The organism is Olsenella urininfantis (assembly GCF_900155635.1).
GTDB lineage: Bacteria > Actinomycetota > Coriobacteriia > Coriobacteriales > Atopobiaceae > Olsenella_G > Olsenella_G urininfantis.
The window spans coordinates 1,562,647-1,579,340 of the sequence record NZ_LT732540.1 but is presented as its reverse complement, the minus strand read 5'-3'; the positions used below and the strand labels follow the sequence as shown (position 1 = coordinate 1,579,340).

The 16,694-nt window shown below is 65.0% G+C and carries 15 protein-coding genes and 3 tRNA genes; 9 read left to right on the top strand and 9 right to left on the bottom strand.

Going from position 1 to position 16,694, the window contains the following annotated elements:
* Position 1 precedes the first annotated feature (1 nt).
* From CZ375_RS07285 to CZ375_RS07270, 4 genes are read right to left on the bottom strand one after another with little or no spacing between them, the layout of a single operon-like run.
* Positions 2 to 1,288, bottom strand: coding sequence for a Stp1/IreP family PP2C-type Ser/Thr phosphatase (locus tag CZ375_RS07285; RefSeq protein ID WP_077598563.1), 1,287 nt, complete (start codon positions 1,286 to 1,288; stop codon positions 2 to 4).
* Positions 1,285 to 1,698, bottom strand: a complete 414-nt coding sequence (locus CZ375_RS07280) for an FHA domain-containing protein (RefSeq protein WP_077598562.1) — start codon at positions 1,696 to 1,698, stop codon at positions 1,285 to 1,287. Before CZ375_RS07280 ends, CZ375_RS07285 begins: the two co-directional genes overlap by 4 nt.
* On the bottom strand, positions 1,695 to 2,798 hold the full coding sequence (locus CZ375_RS07275) for an FhaA domain-containing protein (protein ID WP_077598561.1): 1,104 nt from the start codon (positions 2,796 to 2,798) through the stop codon (positions 1,695 to 1,697). The genes CZ375_RS07280 and CZ375_RS07275 overlap by 4 nt, the downstream gene beginning before the upstream one ends.
* Complete coding sequence (locus tag CZ375_RS07270; protein WP_234966916.1) at positions 2,785 to 4,572, bottom strand: serine/threonine-protein kinase; 1,788 nt, start codon at positions 4,570 to 4,572, stop codon at positions 2,785 to 2,787. Before CZ375_RS07270 ends, CZ375_RS07275 begins: the two co-directional genes overlap by 14 nt.
* Positions 4,573 to 4,739: 167 nt before the next feature.
* Between CZ375_RS07270 and CZ375_RS07265 the strand changes: the two genes are divergently transcribed.
* Positions 4,740 to 4,826 (top strand) — tRNA-Leu (locus tag CZ375_RS07265).
* A gap of 67 nt (positions 4,827 to 4,893) precedes the next feature.
* Here the strand turns inward: CZ375_RS07265 and CZ375_RS07260 are convergent.
* Positions 4,894 to 5,109 carry a DUF6724 family protein gene (locus tag CZ375_RS07260; protein ID WP_077598560.1) on the bottom strand — a complete coding sequence of 72 codons (216 nt, stop codon included), beginning with the start codon at positions 5,107 to 5,109 and terminating at the stop codon, positions 4,894 to 4,896.
* A gap of 181 nt (positions 5,110 to 5,290) precedes the next feature.
* Here CZ375_RS07260 and serS point away from each other — a divergent pair, with 181 nt between their 5' ends.
* Together serS and CZ375_RS07250 are read left to right on the top strand one after the other, a co-directional pair.
* On the top strand, positions 5,291 to 6,577 hold the full coding sequence (gene serS / locus CZ375_RS07255) for a serine--tRNA ligase (RefSeq protein ID WP_077598559.1): 1,287 nt from the start codon (positions 5,291 to 5,293) through the stop codon (positions 6,575 to 6,577).
* A gap of 124 nt (positions 6,578 to 6,701) precedes the next feature.
* Entirely contained in the window at positions 6,702 to 7,091 is a 390-nt protein-coding gene (locus CZ375_RS07250; RefSeq protein WP_077598558.1) for a hypothetical protein, read from the top strand.
* A 49-nt stretch (positions 7,092 to 7,140) separates the two neighbouring features.
* On the opposite strand, the gene CZ375_RS07245 is transcribed toward CZ375_RS07250, so the two are convergent.
* The 3 genes from CZ375_RS07245 to gluQRS all read right to left on the bottom strand — a co-directional run bounded on the left by CZ375_RS07245 (position 7,141) and on the right by gluQRS (position 8,599).
* Positions 7,141 to 7,217: transfer RNA gene (locus CZ375_RS07245), tRNA-Arg, on the bottom strand.
* 172 nt (positions 7,218 to 7,389) lie between these two features.
* Positions 7,390 to 7,480, bottom strand: a tRNA-Ser gene (locus CZ375_RS08265).
* Between the two features lie 48 nt (positions 7,481 to 7,528).
* Positions 7,529 to 8,599 (bottom strand): tRNA glutamyl-Q(34) synthetase GluQRS, encoded by a 1,071-nt coding sequence (gene gluQRS / locus CZ375_RS07240; protein WP_077598557.1) that lies wholly within the window; start codon positions 8,597 to 8,599, stop codon positions 7,529 to 7,531.
* Positions 8,600 to 8,886: 287 nt separating this feature from the next.
* Here gluQRS and arcC point away from each other — a divergent pair, with 287 nt between their 5' ends.
* The 3 genes from arcC to CZ375_RS07225 all read left to right on the top strand — a co-directional run bounded on the left by arcC (position 8,887) and on the right by CZ375_RS07225 (position 12,263).
* Positions 8,887 to 9,852, top strand: coding sequence for a carbamate kinase (arcC, locus tag CZ375_RS07235; RefSeq protein WP_077598556.1), 966 nt, complete (start codon positions 8,887 to 8,889; stop codon positions 9,850 to 9,852).
* Positions 9,853 to 10,081: 229 nt separating this feature from the next.
* Positions 10,082 to 11,509, top strand: a complete 1,428-nt coding sequence (locus CZ375_RS07230) for an APC family permease (protein ID WP_077598555.1) — start codon at positions 10,082 to 10,084, stop codon at positions 11,507 to 11,509.
* A gap of 94 nt (positions 11,510 to 11,603) precedes the next feature.
* Positions 11,604 to 12,263, top strand: a complete 660-nt coding sequence (locus CZ375_RS07225; RefSeq protein ID WP_077598554.1) for a hypothetical protein — start codon at positions 11,604 to 11,606, stop codon at positions 12,261 to 12,263.
* 8 nt (positions 12,264 to 12,271) lie between these two features.
* On the opposite strand, the gene CZ375_RS07220 is transcribed toward CZ375_RS07225, so the two are convergent.
* Complete coding sequence (locus CZ375_RS07220) at positions 12,272 to 13,189, bottom strand: YitT family protein (protein ID WP_077598553.1); 918 nt, start codon at positions 13,187 to 13,189, stop codon at positions 12,272 to 12,274.
* 192 nt (positions 13,190 to 13,381) lie between these two features.
* Here CZ375_RS07220 and CZ375_RS07215 point away from each other — a divergent pair, with 192 nt between their 5' ends.
* Genes CZ375_RS07215 through CZ375_RS07205 form a run of 3 tightly spaced genes read left to right on the top strand, consistent with a single transcriptional unit; the run spans position 13,382 to position 16,586 of the window.
* Positions 13,382 to 14,008: a QueT transporter family protein gene (locus CZ375_RS07215; protein ID WP_077598552.1), complete on the top strand. Its 627-nt coding sequence runs from the start codon at positions 13,382 to 13,384 to the stop codon at positions 14,006 to 14,008.
* A gap of 3 nt (positions 14,009 to 14,011) precedes the next feature.
* A complete protein-coding gene (locus CZ375_RS07210) occupies positions 14,012 to 15,247 on the top strand; it encodes a glycosyltransferase family 2 protein (protein WP_077598551.1) in 1,236 nt (411 codons plus the stop codon).
* Positions 15,240 to 16,586: a GAF domain-containing sensor histidine kinase gene (locus CZ375_RS07205; protein WP_077598550.1), complete on the top strand. Its 1,347-nt coding sequence runs from the start codon at positions 15,240 to 15,242 to the stop codon at positions 16,584 to 16,586. The genes CZ375_RS07210 and CZ375_RS07205 overlap by 8 nt, the downstream gene beginning before the upstream one ends.
* The last annotated feature ends 108 nt before the right edge of the window (positions 16,587 to 16,694 follow it).

The window sequence follows — 16,694 nt, the reverse complement described above, 5'->3', positions numbered from 1 at the left end:
GCTACTCACCTGCTCCCTCTGCCTTGGCCTCGGGCGCGGCGGGCTTCTCGGGCGAGACGTCCGTGCCCGTGGCGGTGCGGTCGGCGGTGACGGCGGCGGCGCTCTTGTTGGCATCGATCTGGTCGCGGTAGCTCTCCACCGTGCGATGGGCCTCGTCCTCCCCGCTCATGCGCATTCCCCGCACCAGGCTCTGCTGCACGGCGTTGGGGAGGTCTGTGAGCCTTACGGAGGTGGTCTCAACCAGGCGAGAAAGGGGGAATCCCAGGATCTGGCCGTCAACCCCCTGGTAGATGCCTACGGTCCCATTGTTGTCAGCAAGGTACCAGGAGCCCTTGATGAAGGCGAAGGTTCCCAGGACAAGGAGGGCAAGCGCTATGAGGGTGGCGAAGGAGCCTCGCATGATCCGCCCATGCCATGCCTTGCGGTGGCGCGCCAGGGTCCCGTCGTCGAGAATGTCCACCACGACCACGGTGACGTTGTCACTCCCCCCGCCGGCCAGCGCGGCGGCGACGAGGTTGTCGGCGGCGGCCTGAGGGGAGGCGGACGAGCAGGAGATGGCCTCCATCTCGGAGTCCTCCACCATCGAGGAGAGGCCGTCGGAGCAGATGATGATGCGGTCCCCGTCGCTCACATCCAGGGTGAAGTGGTCGGCATACATGTCGGGGTCAGACCCAAGCGCCCGCGTGATGATGGAGCGCGAGGGGTGCACGCGGGCCTCGTCCGCAGTTATCTCCCCTGCGTCCACGAGCTCCTCGACGTAGGAGTGGTCGTGCGTGAGCCTTACCAGCGTGCCGCGGTGCAGGAGGTAGATGCGCGAGTCGCCTACGTGGGCGATGGCCATCTTGCTCTCCTCGATGAGCACGCAGGACGCGGTGCAGCCCATCCCCGCCTTGCCCTTGCCGGCGGCCGCGCCCTCGATGACGGCGGCGTTGGCAGCCTCCACGGCAACGCCCAAAAGGACGTCGTCGGCATGCACGGGCACGCTCTCGCCGATGGTCGCGGCGGCAATGGAGCTGGCCACCTCCCCCGCAGCATGCCCGCCCATGCCGTCGCAGACGGCAAACGCGGGAGGCTGCACCAGGAAGGAGTCCTCGTTGTGGGTGCGCACCAGGCCCACGTCGCTGCGCGATCCCCAGGCGAGGGCAAACGAAGACCCGCTCTTGGACTCCGCCCCCGAGCGGGCGTCTACGGGTATGGTGTCATGGCCCGGGCTGTTCACGGGTTCTGCCCGGAGCTCCTCGCCCAGCTCGCTTCCGAGCCCCTCGGCATGTTCCGCCGGCGCGCTCATCGGCGACTCACGCGCATGATGGCGTCACCTACCTGCACCTCGTCTCCGTCGCGCAGCGTGACGGGCTGCGAGATGGGATGCCCGTTCACCAAGGTCCCGTTCGTGGAGTTGAGGTCCTCGAGCACCAGGGCCGGGCCCTGGAGCGTGAAGCGCGCATGCGTGGCCGAGACGAAGGGCTCGTCTATGACGATGTCCGAGGAGGGCGAGCGGCCAATGACCACGGGCCCCAGCATGTCCACATGGAGGCCGCGCAGGGAACGTGCGCCCTTCTCGACGTCAACGGACCAGATGGCGCCGTCCTTGCGTTGCCCGCGCACCAGGCCGATGCCGGTCTTGGTAACGGAGAAGAGAAAGACGTAGAGGAGGACTATGAGGACGACTCTCCCTGCAAACAGGATGAGATCGATCATGACTCGCTCTCCCGGAACTCAAGGTTCGTGAGCCCCACGGTTATCATGTCGCCGCTGCGCAGGGCAACGGAGTCAACGTCCACGTTGTTGACCAGGGTTCCGTTGGTCGAGCCAAGGTCGCTGATATGCCAGACGCGCCCGTCATAGCTGATCTTGGCATGGCGTCTCGAGACGTTGGGGTCACGCAAGACTATGCTTCCCGCCATGCGCTCGCGCCCCATGACAGTTGCGGGGGCATGGGCGGTGTAGGTCTTGCCGGTCTGGTGATCTATGAGCAGGCAGCTGGGCTCGTCGGCAGATTGGCCGCGGCCCATGGCATGGTTCTGGTGGTTGACGAGGGGGACGTTCCTGCGCTGGGTGAGGGGCGTCTCGGGAGATGACCCATGGGCTGCCGCAGCGGGCTCTGGCGGAGCCAGGGGGACCAGGGGGTCCATTGACTCTACGAGAGGTGCCGCCTGGAGGGCGTCGTCCACGATGCTCTCGGGAAGCACGCTGAGGCCGGCGGATGCGTCAAGGGGAGCGGGGCCTACCAATGGCGCAAACTCCTGCGCATCGGGGCCAAAGGGCCTTGAGGGCTCCTCGACGGGCCGCAGGGTTGTGACGGGAACGGGGTCGGCCTGCCTGGGAGAGGGGGTGCGGCCCGCGCCAGCGCGCAGCTGGGATGCGGCACCGCCCAGCCCCGCGGATCCCGTGAGGAAGGCCTCCTCCTCCTCGCGCAGGCGCCCCAGGGTCAGGGCATCGACGTTCTCGGCAAAGACGGCGAAGCGACCGCCCTTGAGCGCGGGGTCTACCATGAAGCGCGTGAGCGGCTTGCCCGTGAACACATATCCCTTGGACTGCGCCTGCGCCTCGACGAAGGAGACGATCTCTTTCGTGAGCTGGCCGTAAAGGGGTCGCATGACGGAATCGTCCGCCGCCGACACGAGGATGGTGTAGAGCGCTGGCGCGGTATCCACGCCGTCCACCTCGAAGGTCTCGTTTTCCATCTCGCGGGTGGCGCGCTTGGCGAGCTTCTTGAAGGAGAACGGCGCGGCAAAGCCCTGTGGCGCGGCACCAAAGGCGTCAGCGATGCGACCCTCGAACGTCTTAAGCAAATTCATCGTACTCTTCAGCCTCCTCGTCTGCGGGCAGGGGTCCTCTAAGGACGGTCACAATGCCCGCAAGCATACCTAAGAGTAGCGCAACGGTCATGGAGGCCCAGCTGTCGCCTACCAAACTGTCGCTAATGCCCAGCTGGACGGCAAGGATCCTGGAGGCGACGAGGATGGCCGCGCAAAGTACCTGACCTGCTATGCAGCCACCAACGCTGGGGCGCCAGCGGGCAATTGCAGAGGATGTGAACGCCGCGAGGAAGCAGGCCGCGAGCGAGGCGAGGGGGTCGGGGGAGAGGAGGCCCCGGGGCAGCTCCGGCACGATGGCGTTCGCGTTGAACTCGTACTGGGAGCAGAGCGGGAACAGGGTCGCCACAACCCACGCCCAGGCGCTGGTGGCGGCAGCGCGAAGGGGGGGCAGTCCAAGAGAGGACAGCGCGGGGGCGGCGAAGGGCTGCATGACGCAGGCGCCCGCGAGGGTCGAGAGGCTCGACAGGCGGTCCCTCCTGCCAAGGCGCGCCCACCACCAGGCGAACAGGAGCAGCAGGGAGCCGGGGAGCATGATGGTCGCAGCCCCCTCGGGGCCAGAGAACAGCGCCACCACCAGGCAGCACATGGCAAGCACCGGACCCAGGGGGGTCCATGCGGCGGTAAGGGCTGCCACCGCAGAGAGGCCCGCCAGCAGGATGCGCGGCCGTCCCTGCAGGAGCTCGCTCATGGCGGGGTACGACGCCCATGTCGCCACCACCGCGCTCGAGGCCCTTCTGAGAGCGCCCAGGAGCCAGGGGTACCTATAGGCGAGCGGCAGGCGCTCCCTCATGCTCAGCTCGCCGTCCTGTGCCTCCCCGTCCAGGGTTTGCCCCATGAGCGCCCGAAGGGAGGCGGCTCCCTCGTCGGCATCCCCCAGGGCGAAGCACAGCTCATTGGAGAAGTCCGCCACGCTGGGGAGACGTGATGCCTGGCTGGGCTGGATGGACTGCATGATGACGTTCTCGGCCATGCCCGTCGCACAGGGGCTGAGTTTGGATATGCTGCGCTTGGGGCCGCGCTCGATCTTCCTGAGCGATTCCTCGGCGCCGTCGGCGGCAAAGGGGTTCTCTCCCGTCAGGGCCTGCCAGGTGACCACGGCGAGCGAGAATATGTCACTGCGCTCGTCCACGAGCTCCCCCACGATCTGCTCGGGGGGCATGTACCCAACGGTTCCTCCTCGCGCGCCGCCGTATCCCGTGGCGGATGCCAGGGTGGCCATGCCAAAGTCGCAGAGCTTCACCCTGCCGGAGCGGTCGAGCATGATGTTGGTGGGCTTGATGTCCAGGTGCAGGACGCCGTTCTCGTGCGCGTACTCAAGGGCCCTGGCAACGGATCCGACCAGGTAGGAGCATTCGTCTCCCGTCAGGGTCCCGCCTTCCACCCGAGCGAGGAGTTCCGAGAGAGTGAGCCCGTCGACGTACTCCATCACCAGGTAGGCATAGCTATGGTCAACCTCGAAGTCGAACACGGTGACGATGTTGGGATGCGCCAGCATGCTGGAGGTTCGAGCCTCCTTGAGCGCCTCGTCGAGGGCTGACGCCATGCCCGCGTGACCCGCCTGCGCCACCAGTGGCATGCGTTTGATGGCGACCCTGCGCTGCAGGCGCGTGTCCCAGCAGGTGAGCACGTCACCAAAGCCGCCCGTCCCACAGGACTCCATGATGCGGTAGCGACCCAGCAGGAGCGCCTGGTGCGAGGTCTGTGCATATGAGGGGCTTGTCGGCAGCGCCGACGGGGGCATGCTGTCAATCACGGCTCGTCCTGTTCGTTTCAGCTGCGTCTTGCGTGAGCTCGTGCCTGTTTCTGCTGCTATTCTAGCGTGCTTTGGCCATGTTTATGATGCGTTCACATTTACCCGCCCCGCTGCAAAACTTTCCATTGCGCAGAAGGGTGGAATAGTAGTAAGATGCCATCCTGCACGCGGGCGTGGCGGAATTGGCAGACGCGTACGGTTCAGGTCCGTATGAGAGCAATCTCATGAAGGTTCAAGTCCTTTCGCCCGCACCATGAACTCAAAAGGGCCCCTGGCATCATGCCGGGGGCCCTTTCTGCTTTGTCGGCTAGGAAGGGTGGGCTACTTGTTGTCCTCGTCGAAGTCGCTCCAGCCGCTCTCGTCGTCATCGTCAAAGAGGCTCCAGTCGCCCTCGCCCCTCTCATGGTTCTTGTACTGCGCGCGCGTGCGGCGCTCAAGGACAAAGGAGATGATCAGGAAGAGCACTATGCCGCCTAGGACGAGCGCCAGGACACCGGGACGCGTGCCAAAGAGCCATCCGAAAACATCGCCAACCATCAGCCGCTCCCCCTGTCTTGTGTGGCGCCGGCACATCTTTGGGTTGGCGCCTCGCTCTGTCGAAGATGCGTGGCAAAGGGCCGCGCGTCCGCACAAGTATATACTTGAGCAACGCAGGCGGCCCACGCAGCCACCTTGGCCGCGCGCTTGACGGAGTAAATCCTATTCGAGGGGAATTGCAATGCTCGACATCAAGTTTGTGAGAGAGAACCCTGACGCGGTCGACAGCGCCTGCGCCTCGCGGCAGAACGCGCACTGGGACCGCGACCGATTCTTCGAGCTGGACGAGAGCCGCAGGGCGACCATCTCTGAGGTGGAGCGCCTCCAGGCCGAGCGCAACGCCATCTCGAAGCAGGTCGGCCTTCTCATGCGCGAGGGCAGGCGCGAGGAGGCAGAGGCGGCGAAGGCGGAGGTCGCAGCCAACAAGGGCCGCATCTCCGAGCTCGAGGAGAGGCGCGCGGCCGTTGAGGGCGAGCTGTTTGACCTGGTTGCCGCCATCCCCAACATCCCCCACGAGTCCGTCCCCTATGGCAAGGACGATTCCGACAACCCCGAGCAACGCAAGTGGGGCGAGCCGCGGGCCTTCGACTTCGAGCCGAAGGCGCACTGGGACCTTGGCCCCTCCACAGGAATGATCGACTTCGACCGGGGCGTGAAGCTGGCGGGGACACGCTTCTACCTGCTTGGCGGCGCTGGCGCCCTGATGGAGCGCGCCCTCATCAACTTCTTCATCGACCAGCACGTCATGGCGGGCTTCAAGGAGTGGTGGCCCCCCGTCATAACCAACCACGACTCCCTCTTCGGCACGGGTCAGCTCCCTAAGTTCGACGAGGACCTCTTCCATGTGAGCGGCGGCATGTACCTCATCCCAACAGCCGAGGTGATGCTCACGAACATCCATCGCGACGAGATCCTGGACGTCGACAAGCTCCCCCTGCTCTACACGGCCTTCACCCCGTGCTTCCGCGAGGAGGCGGGCTCCGCCGGCCGCGACACCCGCGGCATCATCCGCGTGCACGAGTTCGACAAGGTGGAGATGGTCAAGTTCGCCAAGCCCGAGGACTCCATGAACCAGCTCGAGTCCATGGTTGCCGAGGCGGAGGAGTGCCTGAGGCTCCTGGGCCTTCCCTACAGGGTCGTGACGCTCTGCACCGGAGACATCGGCTTCTCGGCGACCAAGTGCTACGACATCGAGGTGTGGCTGCCCAGCTATGGCGCGTACAAGGAGATCTCGTCCTGCTCCAACTGCTGGGACTTCCAGGCGCGCCGCGCCAACATCCGCTACAGGGACCCCAAGGAGTTCAAGGGCACGCGTCTGGTGCACACCCTCAACGGCTCTGGCCTGGCGGTTGGCCGCGCCATGGCCGCCATCATGGAGAACTACCAGAACGAGGACGGGTCAATTACGGTGCCCGAGGCCCTGCGCCCCTACATGCGCGGCATGGAGCGCATCGAGCCCGAGGACTAATCCTTCCCGCACCCCCTTTGATGGCCGGCGCCCCGGAAACGGGAGCCGGCCCTTTTTGTCTTGCAAATACAGAACATATGTTCTATTATTACGGCAGAGCCGCAAGGGGAGAAGGAGGTCATCCATGGACGAGGTGCTTCTGTGGCAGGAGGGTTGCGAGGGGGACGGACGTAGGTGCTTTATGGCGGAGGAGCCTGGTGGGGGAGTGTGGATTGAGGAGCGCTGCCTTGGCCCCGCGGCGCTGCTTGCCTTTGGGGCCCAGGAGTACCGCCAGCGCCTGACGCTGCGCGCGGTGGCGGTCGGGCACCTCTTGCGCTCCTTGGGCATGGATTCGGCGCGTGAGGAAGATCTTCCCATGATGCTTGCCGCCCTCATGGAGAAGGACGGTTGGCGCCTGGTAGATTTCCAGGACATGCTCGATGCAGGAGGCATTGGCTACGCGTTCTGCGCCTCTTCGCGCGAAGGCATCTGCTGGCGCCCCGAGGGACTCAGCCGGGACACCTGTGCGGCCTGATGTGTCGAGATTAAGAAAAAGAGCCCCTTGCGGGGCTCTTGGTTTGCAATGGTGCGGCGTACAGGATTCGAACCTGTGACGTTCTGATTCGTAGTCAGACCCTCTATCCAGCTGAGGTAACGCCGCGTTGCAGGAATTAGAATGCCATCCCCACCAGCCTAAGTCAAGCAAAAAAAGGAGGATTTCTTAGCAAAAGATAGTTTTCCCAGTTAAAAAGCCAAAAAGATCTGCATGAAGAGAGAGGGCAAAGAAAGCGGGCCAGCCGCATCGTCTTCGGCTGGCCCGCTTGAATCGCAAATGGCGGAGAGCTGGGGATTCGAACCCCAGATAGTCTTTGGGACTATACTCGCTTAGCAGGCGAGCACCTTCGGCCTCTCGGTCAGCTCTCCGTATATCGTGCTAGAGCATGATACCCCACAAACAGAGTGCTCACAACACTAACTCAAATTATTGGTCTCATGGTCGGGGCGTGATGCTCGGGGGCTGTTGCGCACATCAGGGCAGCTCCTCCAGGGGCAGGGCCCGTCCCCGACGACTATGTCGGCCCGATGGGCCCTGACCGCATCCCAGCCGAAGCGCGCCGCAAGCTCCTGGGCAGAGATCTCTTCGCCCTCGGCCGCCAGGCCGAGCTTGCTGGCGAGCAAGCCCACGACCTGCTCGGGTCTGACCCCACGCTCGCGCAAGGCCCCAAGGTCAAGGTCATTGTCCCTCTTCGAGAGCCTTCTTCCGTCAGCGGCAACAAGCAGGGGAACATGCCCGCAGCAAGGAGGCTCGAAGCCAAGCAACCGAGCCAGATAGCGCTGACGCCCAACAGACCCAAGAAGGTCTCGGCCCCTGACCACCTGGGTAACGCCCATGAGGGCATCGTCCACCACGACGGCGAGCTGATAGGCGATGACGCCGTCGCTGCGTCGCACGAGAAAGTCACCGCACTCGCCCGAGAGCGACTCCTGCCGCCAGCCATAGCCGAGGTCCTCGAAGCGAACGAGGTCGCCCTCGTCTTGCGGCCTGGGAACGCGAAGCCTCAGGGCGGGCTTGCGCGCGCGACTCTTGGCCGCGACCTCCTCTCGGGAGAGGTCGCGGCAGGTGCCTGCGTAGACGTAGCTGCCGTCGGAGGCGTGGGGCGCGCATGCGGCATGGAGCTCGCTTCTGCTGCAGAAGCAGGGGTAGAGGAGGCCCTTGTCGCAAAGCCTGTCGACCGCCGCGTCGTAGACGTCGCGCCGCTCGCTCTGGTAGAACGGCCCCTCGTCCCAATCCAGGCCAAGCCAGAGCAGGTCAAGCATGAGTTGGTCGCTGTCCTTCCTGCTCTGGGCGCGCGGGTCAAGGTCCTCTATGCGCAGCACCATCCTCCCGCCGCAGGAGCGGGCGGACGCCCAGGCCATCAGGGCCGAGAAGGCGTTGCCCAAGTGCATGCGGCCCGAGGGCGTGGGGGCAAAACGGCCCACGACATCGTCCCTCCTGCCGTTGTGGAGTGGTGGCGCGCCTTGCGCACCGGCATGAGTTTCCATGTGCCCATGCTACTCCGCGGGCGGTGGCGTCGCATGCTTGGGGCGAGGAGAAAAATGAAAATGGATTAGCTGGGCGCAAGATGCCTAATATTGGAACAAAAGAAGAATAAAACGCTCCAATTGTCCAGAAGAATAGAGCGGTTACCTTTAGAAACAAAAAAACGCCCGTTTATAGAAGTATCAATAATCTCGACAACATATCGCAGCTTGGAATATAGTTTTGGTCTTGCGTTCAACAAGAGGCGGGCGGACCCCGCCCGGAGGAATCCACCAAGAAGGAGGACAACATGTCCAAGGCCACCGGTAAGCCCAACCGCGTTGTCATCGCGCTGGGCGGCAATGCCCTCGGCGACACCCCCGAGGAGCAGATCCGTCGCGTCCGCGAGGCTGCCCCCACGCTGCTCAAGGTCATCGAGCAGGGCAATGAGATCATCATCACCCACGGCAACGGTCCGCAGGTCGGCATGATCCAGAAGGCCTTCACCTTCGCCAACCAGACTGACTCCAAGATTCCCGCCATGGACCTCCCCGAGTGCGGCGCCATGTCCCAGGGCTACATTGGCTACCACCTGCAGCAGGCCATCGGTGCCTCCATGCACAAGGCCTACAAGCGCTGGCACGTCGCTTCCGTCGTGACCCAGATCGAGGTCGATCCCGATGACCCCGCCTTCCAGAACCCCACCAAGCCCATCGGCGCGTTCCTGACCAAGGAGCAGGCGGATGCCGAGCAGGCCGCCCACCCCGACATGGTCTTCGTCGAGGACTCCGGCCGCGGCTACCGTCGTGTCGTCGCCTCTCCCGAGCCCAAGAAGATCGTTGAGTACGAGAGCATCCTTAACCTTCTCGACAACGGCTTCATTGTCATCGCCTGCGGCGGCGGCGGCATCCCCGTGGTGCGTGACTACAGTGACAAGGGCGCCTACAAGGGCCAGGCTGCTGTCATCGACAAGGACATGGGCGGCGAGCTCCTCGGCGAGGACTGCGACGCCGACGTCCTCGTCCTGCTGACCGCCGTCGATCACGTTGCGATCAACTTCGGCAAGCCCGACCAGAAGGACCTCGAGGACATCTCCGTCGACGAGGCAAGGCAGTACGTCGAGGAGGGCCAGTTTGGCAAGGGTTCCATGGAGCCCAAGGTCAAGGCTGGCATCAAGTTCGCCGAGAGCCGCCCCGGCCGCGTCTGCATCATCGGCTCCCTCGAGAGGGCCGCGGAGGCAATGGCTGGCCTCTCTGGCACCCGCATCCCCGCGTAGACGCCGGTCCCAAGGCACGTCAAAGGCACCCGCCACGTTCTCGTGGCGGGTGCCTTTTTGTCACCTGGCATTTGTGCGCATTATTGCTCGGGCGGCCCCGGCTCGGGGGCGCATAGGTTGTTATCTGCTAGTCTTCTTGCCCGAACGTCAGGGCACAAGAGAGCCGAAGGGCCCTTGGCATGCCCTTGTCGCCCAAGGGCCCGCGCCAGCCCTCAAAGGAGGTCGAGAGATGCCAGCAAAGAAGTTCAGCTTCACAAGCGTCATCCTCTCGGTCATCTGCGTGGTGTTCGTGGCCGAGGCCGCAGCGCCTGCGGCAGCAATAGGCAACGCCCAGTTCTTCTGGTGGTGCTTTCTCATCGTCACCTTCCTTTTGCCCTACGGCATGGTGGTTGCCGAGCTGGGCACCACCTATGACTCGGACGGCGGCCTCTATGACTGGGTGCGCGACGCCTTCGGCGACAGGTGGGGATCGCGCGTCGCGTGGCACTACTGGGTGAACTACCCCCTCTGGGTCGCCTCCTGCGCGACCCTGTTCCCCACCATCCTTGGCATGGTGTTTGGCTGGGAGATGGGCGTCGCGGAGAGGCTGCTCATAGAGCTTTCCTTCGTGTGGGTGGTCGTCCTCATGTCCTTCTCGAAGATCTCTGACTCCGAGTGGATGCTCAACGGCGGCGCCGTGCTGAAGGTGGGCATCGCCCTGGCCGTCGGATGCCTGGGCATTTGGCATGCCTGCAGCCATGGCTTTGCCAGCGGCCTGGATCCCATGAGCTTCCTGCCCGACCTTGGCAACGCCAGCGCCATCACCAACCTCTCGGTCATCCTCTTCAACTTCATGGGGTTCGAGGTGGTCTGCACCTTCGCAGGCTCCATGAGAGACCCCGCGCGAGACATCCCCAAGGCAATCGTCGTGGGTGGCGTCGCCATCGCCTCGATCTGCCTGTTCGCGTCCTTTGGCATCGGGGCGGCGATCCCCGTTGACCAGATAGACCCCGACTTCGGCATGATCGTTGCCGTGAGGACCATGGTGGGAGACTCGCCTCTCTTCTCCATCATCGCCCTCGTGTTCCTGGTCACCCTGTTCTCCAACATGGCCTCCTGGAGCTTCGGCGTTAACTTCGTTGCCGACTACGCGGCAAAGCACGGCAACATGCCCGCGGTGTTTGGGCGAGAGTCCGCACGTACGGGCATGCCCAATGGCGCCGCCGTCGTGGATGGGGTCGTTGCGTCCCTGGTCCTGTGCGTTCAGCTCATCCCCATCGAGTCGTTCACCAAGAGCGTGTTCTGGATCCTCTTCTCGACCAACGTGGTCTGCCTGCTCATCAGCTATGTCCCCATCTTCCCGGCCTTCCTGCGCCTCCGCGAGGTTGACCCCAGGCGCAGGCGTGTGTTCAGCTTCCCCTTGAGCGGCAGGGCGATGAGGGTGGCCCTCGCCGTTCCCGCCATCGAGCTCGTGCTGGCCATCGTCGCCACCTGCGTGCCCCTCTCGGCGGCAGACGTGCCCAACAAGATCCCGGTGCTCCTGGGCGTGCTGATATTCGTGGCCGCCGGAGAGCTGACCCGTGTGGTCTCGGCTCGAGGCCGCACGGAGGAGTTTGGTGGCCTCACGCCAGAGATCGCTGCGGAGCGCCTGGAGCAGGAGGCCCGTCAGGCCGAGTAGGGATATCCCGCGCCCGCCCGCCCTCTCGCGGTGCGTCAACGCCGGCCGGCCGACTAGAATGGTGCTTTCGTTGCGAAGTTCGGAGGAGACCCATATGGATGTGCCCGCGCAGAGCGAAGAGAGCTTCGTCCTGGGTGACCCAGCCCTCGTCTGCAGGTGGAGGCTGGCTGGTGGCAGCCTCATGCTGGAGAACCGCCACATAAGGGCCCTGAGCAGGAGGCTTGTGATGGACGGCCACCTTGCGGCGCCGCTCCTCGCCTGGACCAAGCAGCATGTCGAGTGGACCCTGCGGGATGGGTCTGCGCAGCATCCCGATGGCGTGCTCATGCTGGTCATCGACGGCCAGGGAAGGGCTGCCATGACCGTGGGGCCCTACAGGTCGCTTGCCAGGTGCAGGGTCACGGACCTGATGGGGCGCGCCGGCGTAGCGCGCCAGGAGGCGGACTCGACGGGAGTCGCCCCGGAGTCTCTCTGGGTTGTGAGCGAGGGAAGGCTGCTCTGGGGAATCGAGGAGGGCTGCGCCCCCTCCGGCTCCGCTTCCCTCATAGAGGACCTTGCCCGGACCCTGGGGACCCCCATCGAGAGGTGTCCCGGTCTGGAGCGGCGCCTCGCAGGCTCGGAGCTGCCGCTCTCGGAGGCGTTTCTCGTCTCGGACGAGCACGGAGTGGTGTGCGCGGCAGACGCCCGAGGCGCTGAGGGCGAGCGCTTCCTCAAGGCGTATCAGAGGCTGCAGGAGAAGGCGTCGCGGCACTGACGAGATGCCTATATCCCCCGAAAGCCCCTGCCCAAGATCTCCGAGCTGTTGACCATGGTCACGAAGGCGTCCTTGTCGAGGGTGCCGAGGAAGAGGCGCAGACGCGCCGCCTCACGCCTGGTGAGCACCGTGACCAGCACGGTCTCGGGCTTGCCTGAGAACCCGCCGCGCTCGTCTCGGATGGTCGCTGTGCGGTGCAGCTCGTGCACCAGGAACTCGAGCACCGCCTGAGGGTGCTCGCACACCACGGTGCAGACCTTGCGGGTGTTGACACCCTCGATCACGCCATCCACCACGAAGGCCTTTGCAACGAGGCCCAGCACGCAGTAGAGGCCCGTGCGCGGACCGTAGATCGCCGCCGCTGTGCAGACGATGAGTGCGTCCACGACCATGAGCGCCTTGCCGATCTCCAGGGAGCTGCGCTGGCGCAAGATCATGGCCAGGATGTCCGTGCCGCCCGTCGAGGCACCGATGTTGAAGACGATGGCGCTGCCCGCGGCGGGCAGCGAGACGGCAAAGACGAGCTCGAGGAGGGTGTCTCCGGTCATGGGCCGTGCCAGGGGGATCAGGATCTCGAGAACGGTGACGAAGGCGGAAAGCGCGAACGACGCGTAGATGGTCCAGCCGATGGTGCGCCTGTCGAGGAAGACGAGCCCCAGGGTTACCAGGATTCCGTTGACGAACCACATGAAGGCGCCAACGGGGAGGCTGGGGAACAGCGTGGAGAGGATGATGGAGAGCCCCGAGGTGCCACCAAGCGCGAAGTGGTTGGGGGTCTTGAATGCGACGATGCCCAGGGCCGTGATGAGGAGGCCGGCATTGAGAAGGCCAAAGAAGCGCAGTCCGCGCGGGCGCTCCCTCAAGCGTACTATGTCCTGCGCCTCCACGATCTCTTCGGGCGTGAGCTGCTCCTCGAGGCCTTGCATCCCCTTGCCTCCCCCTCGTTGGACATCAGGCCCAAAGAGCATGGTCTACCCCTTTGCCAATGTCAATCCTTCTCGGGCCATGCGGTTGCTTGGGCCCACGAACGGGTGGGCCGCGGGTTAGAATGACCCTGAGCCCTGTTTTTTGCCAAGTCCTGGGTCCTGCGGGGCGCCAGACGCAAGGAGGTTTTCACGTTGTTCGCTTCTGCCAACTCAACTAAGAAGCAGCTTTCCATCGGCTCCATCACGCGCATCGCCACGGTTGCGGCGCTCTATGCGTCGCTGACGCTCGTGTGCCTCCTGTTCCTGGGGGGGCTTGCCTGGGGACCTGTGCAGCTCAGGATCTCCGAGGCCCTGTGCGTCCTCGCCATCCTCAGCTCGGACGCCGTCCCGGGCCTGGCGCTGGGATGCGTCATAGCGAACGTCGCCAACATAGCTCTTTCCGGCACGGGCATGCTGGGCATGCTCGATGTCGTCTTTGGGTCTCTCGCCACGCTGACGGGCGCCACCATCAGCTGGCGCCTGCGCGCAAGGCCGCGCCTGGCCGTGCTCGGGCCCGTCGTCGCCAACGCGGTCATAGTGCCGGCCTACCTCCCCCTGCTCCTGCAAGGGCTCGGCTTCTACACCATCCCCTTCACGGACGTCTCCCTTGACGGCATGTACCCGCTCATGTACCTGTTTGGGCTGGTTGCGACTGGCATAGGCGAGGCGGTGGTGCTCTACGCGCTCGGCCTTCCGCTCCTGGGCGCACTTGAGCGCAGCGGCCTTCCGAAGATGCTTGCGGGCGAGGGCGGCGAGGACCATGAGCCGGGGAGGGCCTAGGGAGTGAACCCCGTAGTCGTCATCCCATCCTACTGGACGGAGCGCAGCGAGACCGCTCGGACGGGTCGCGTGGGGAGCTATGACCATGCCACCCCCCTGACCAGGCCGGTGCCCGAGCTTGCGCGCTGCCTGGACTCGTTGGAGAGGGTGCGAGGCATCCTTCGCGTGGTGGTCCTCCTGGTCTCCCCCCCGGGATGCGAGGAGGCCGCGCGCGCACGGGTGGACGGCATCTGCCGCATGCACCAGGCCCTGAGCCCTCTGGTCGTCGGCTCGAGGGAGGCGTGCCTCGTCGGGGAGGTCGTGGAGAGGCTCGCCCCCAGGCTGGAGGGCGACCCGGTCTCGCTGCGCGGCTATGGTGCCATACACAACATGGGCTTGGCGGTTGCCGCCGCGCTGGGACATGATGTGGTGGTGTTCCTGGATGACGACGAGCTGGCCCTTGATGAAGACTTTCTCATAGACGGGGTGTTCGCCCTGGGCAACAAGACCCGGCAGGGCCTTCCCATCGTGGCCAAGAGCGGCTACTACCTTGACCGAGAGAACTCTCCCTACGCGAACGTGGGTCGCCCGCGCCTGAGGGACCGCTATTGGTCGAAGCGCGTGGAATTCAACGAGTGGATGCACCGAGCGCTCACTTCCACGCGCATCTCCCGCTCGAACTACGTCTGTGGGGGCTGCTTCGTGGTTGCCGCCGAGGCGTTCACGCAGGTTGGCTTCGATCCGGTCATCACACGCGGGGAGGACTTCGACTACCTTCTCAACCTGCGCATGAGGGGCTATGACGTTTGGTTTGACAACGCCTGGAGAGTGCTGCACCTGCCACCGAGGTCCCCCTCGCGCGCGGCGCGCTTCCTGCAGGACGTGTATCGTTGGGAGTACGAGCTTGCAAAGCTGGCCGTCGCCAACGCGACCATAGGCCTGAGGCAGGTCCGCCCCGAGTCCCTGATGCCCTATCCCGCCCGTTGGGTCTCCGAGGGAGTTCGCTCGCGCATCGCCCTCACCTCGCTCCTGCGCGCCATCTTTGGTCCCGAGCGCCTGGCGTACCTCAAGATATTGCTCAGGGGCCGCCACAGGGCAAGGCGCTGGGCGAGGGACATGGCGTCAAGCTACTTTGCCTTCGAGACGTACTGGCCCCAGGTGATGGGGTGCCTGTGGGAGAACAAGCTCGTCGCCGGGAGGCTGCTTGCGTCCGGCGTGCCGCGACCCGTCGCCCAAGGAGAGGAACGCGCGGATGCGTAGATGGCTCTCATCGCACTTTGCCCTGTTGGTGAGGGCGCTCCTGCTGGCGGGCACCCTGTGCCTGCTGACGCTGCTCTCGTGGGGCATCGCCGAGAGCAACCTCGTCGCGGCCATGGTCGCCGGGGCGGGCCTTGCGATCGACATCGCCATGGCAGGGTCTGTGATGCTCGCGCCGGACGACCTGCGCTCCCAGGCAACCGAGCGCACCCTGAGGGTCGCCTCCTCGACGCTGAGCCACATGTCCGGCGGGCTCACCCCCGAGAACGCAGCCGCCATCTGCCAGCTGCTCCTCCCCGAGACGAAGGCGTCTGCCATGGCGCTGACGGACACGCAGCGCTGCCTGGCCTATGTGGGCGAGGACGTGATGGGCTACCAGGGCGGCGCTCCCAACTCCGGCCCCGTTCAGGAGGTGATCTCCTCTGGCCGCATGCAGACCTTCTCGAACCTCGGCCTGGGCGAGCTCGGGGAGACGGAGGCCTCCGGCAGGGGCGAGCCGAGCCAACGGCGCCTTCCGGTTGGCATCATCGTTCCCCTCAAGCTCTCCGATCGCGTGGTGGGCACCCTCAAGCTCTGCTACCGACACGGTCGCCAGGTTGACCGCACGCAGCTCACCATCGCGCGTGGGTTCGCGGAGCTGCTCTCCACGCAGCTCTCCGCCTACGAGCTGGACCGTCAGGCAGAGCTCACCGCACGGGCCGAGGTCAAGGCCCTTCAGGCGCAGATCAACCCGCACTTCCTCTTCAATGCCCTGAACACCATGGCCTCCCTCACGCGCACGGACCCGGTGCGCGCCCGCGAGCTGCTGCGCGAGTTCTCTGTGTACTACCGGCGCACCCTGGAGAGCTCCCAGTCGCTCATCCCCCTGAGAGAGGAGCTTGCCCAGACCAGGCGCTACCTCAAGATCGAGCGGGCTCGCTTTGGGGACGACCGCATCATAGAGACCGAGGACGTCGAGCCTGGCTGCGAGGGCGTCATGGTTCCGGGGTTCATCGTGCAGCCCATAGTGGAGAACGCGGTGCGCCATGCCATGCGTGACGAGGGCCCGCTGCATGTGGACGTCCAGGTTGTGACCGATGGGGACGACATCATGCTGGCCGTGGCGGACGATGGGGTCGGCATGAGCAAGGAGGCGGCCCGCAGCCTGCTGGAGGGCTCCTCGCAGGTCTCGTCCCCCAGCGCAAAGGGCACCGGAGTTGCCCTCAAGAACGTTGCCGAGCGCATCGAGCGCTTCTACGGGCCCGGGTCTGGCGTGGAGATCATGTCCAAGGCGGGGGAGGGGACCGCGGTCACGCTTCGCCTTGTGGGAGCTGCGCCCAAAGTGGAGATGCCCCAAGAGTAAGATAAAGTGATACGTAGAAGGAGTCTCTTTGACGGGTTCGCCACCCCGCGCGAGTGGCGCCAGGACATACGAGCCGCCGCCTCAGGCGGAGGAAGTTGGGTGATCCCA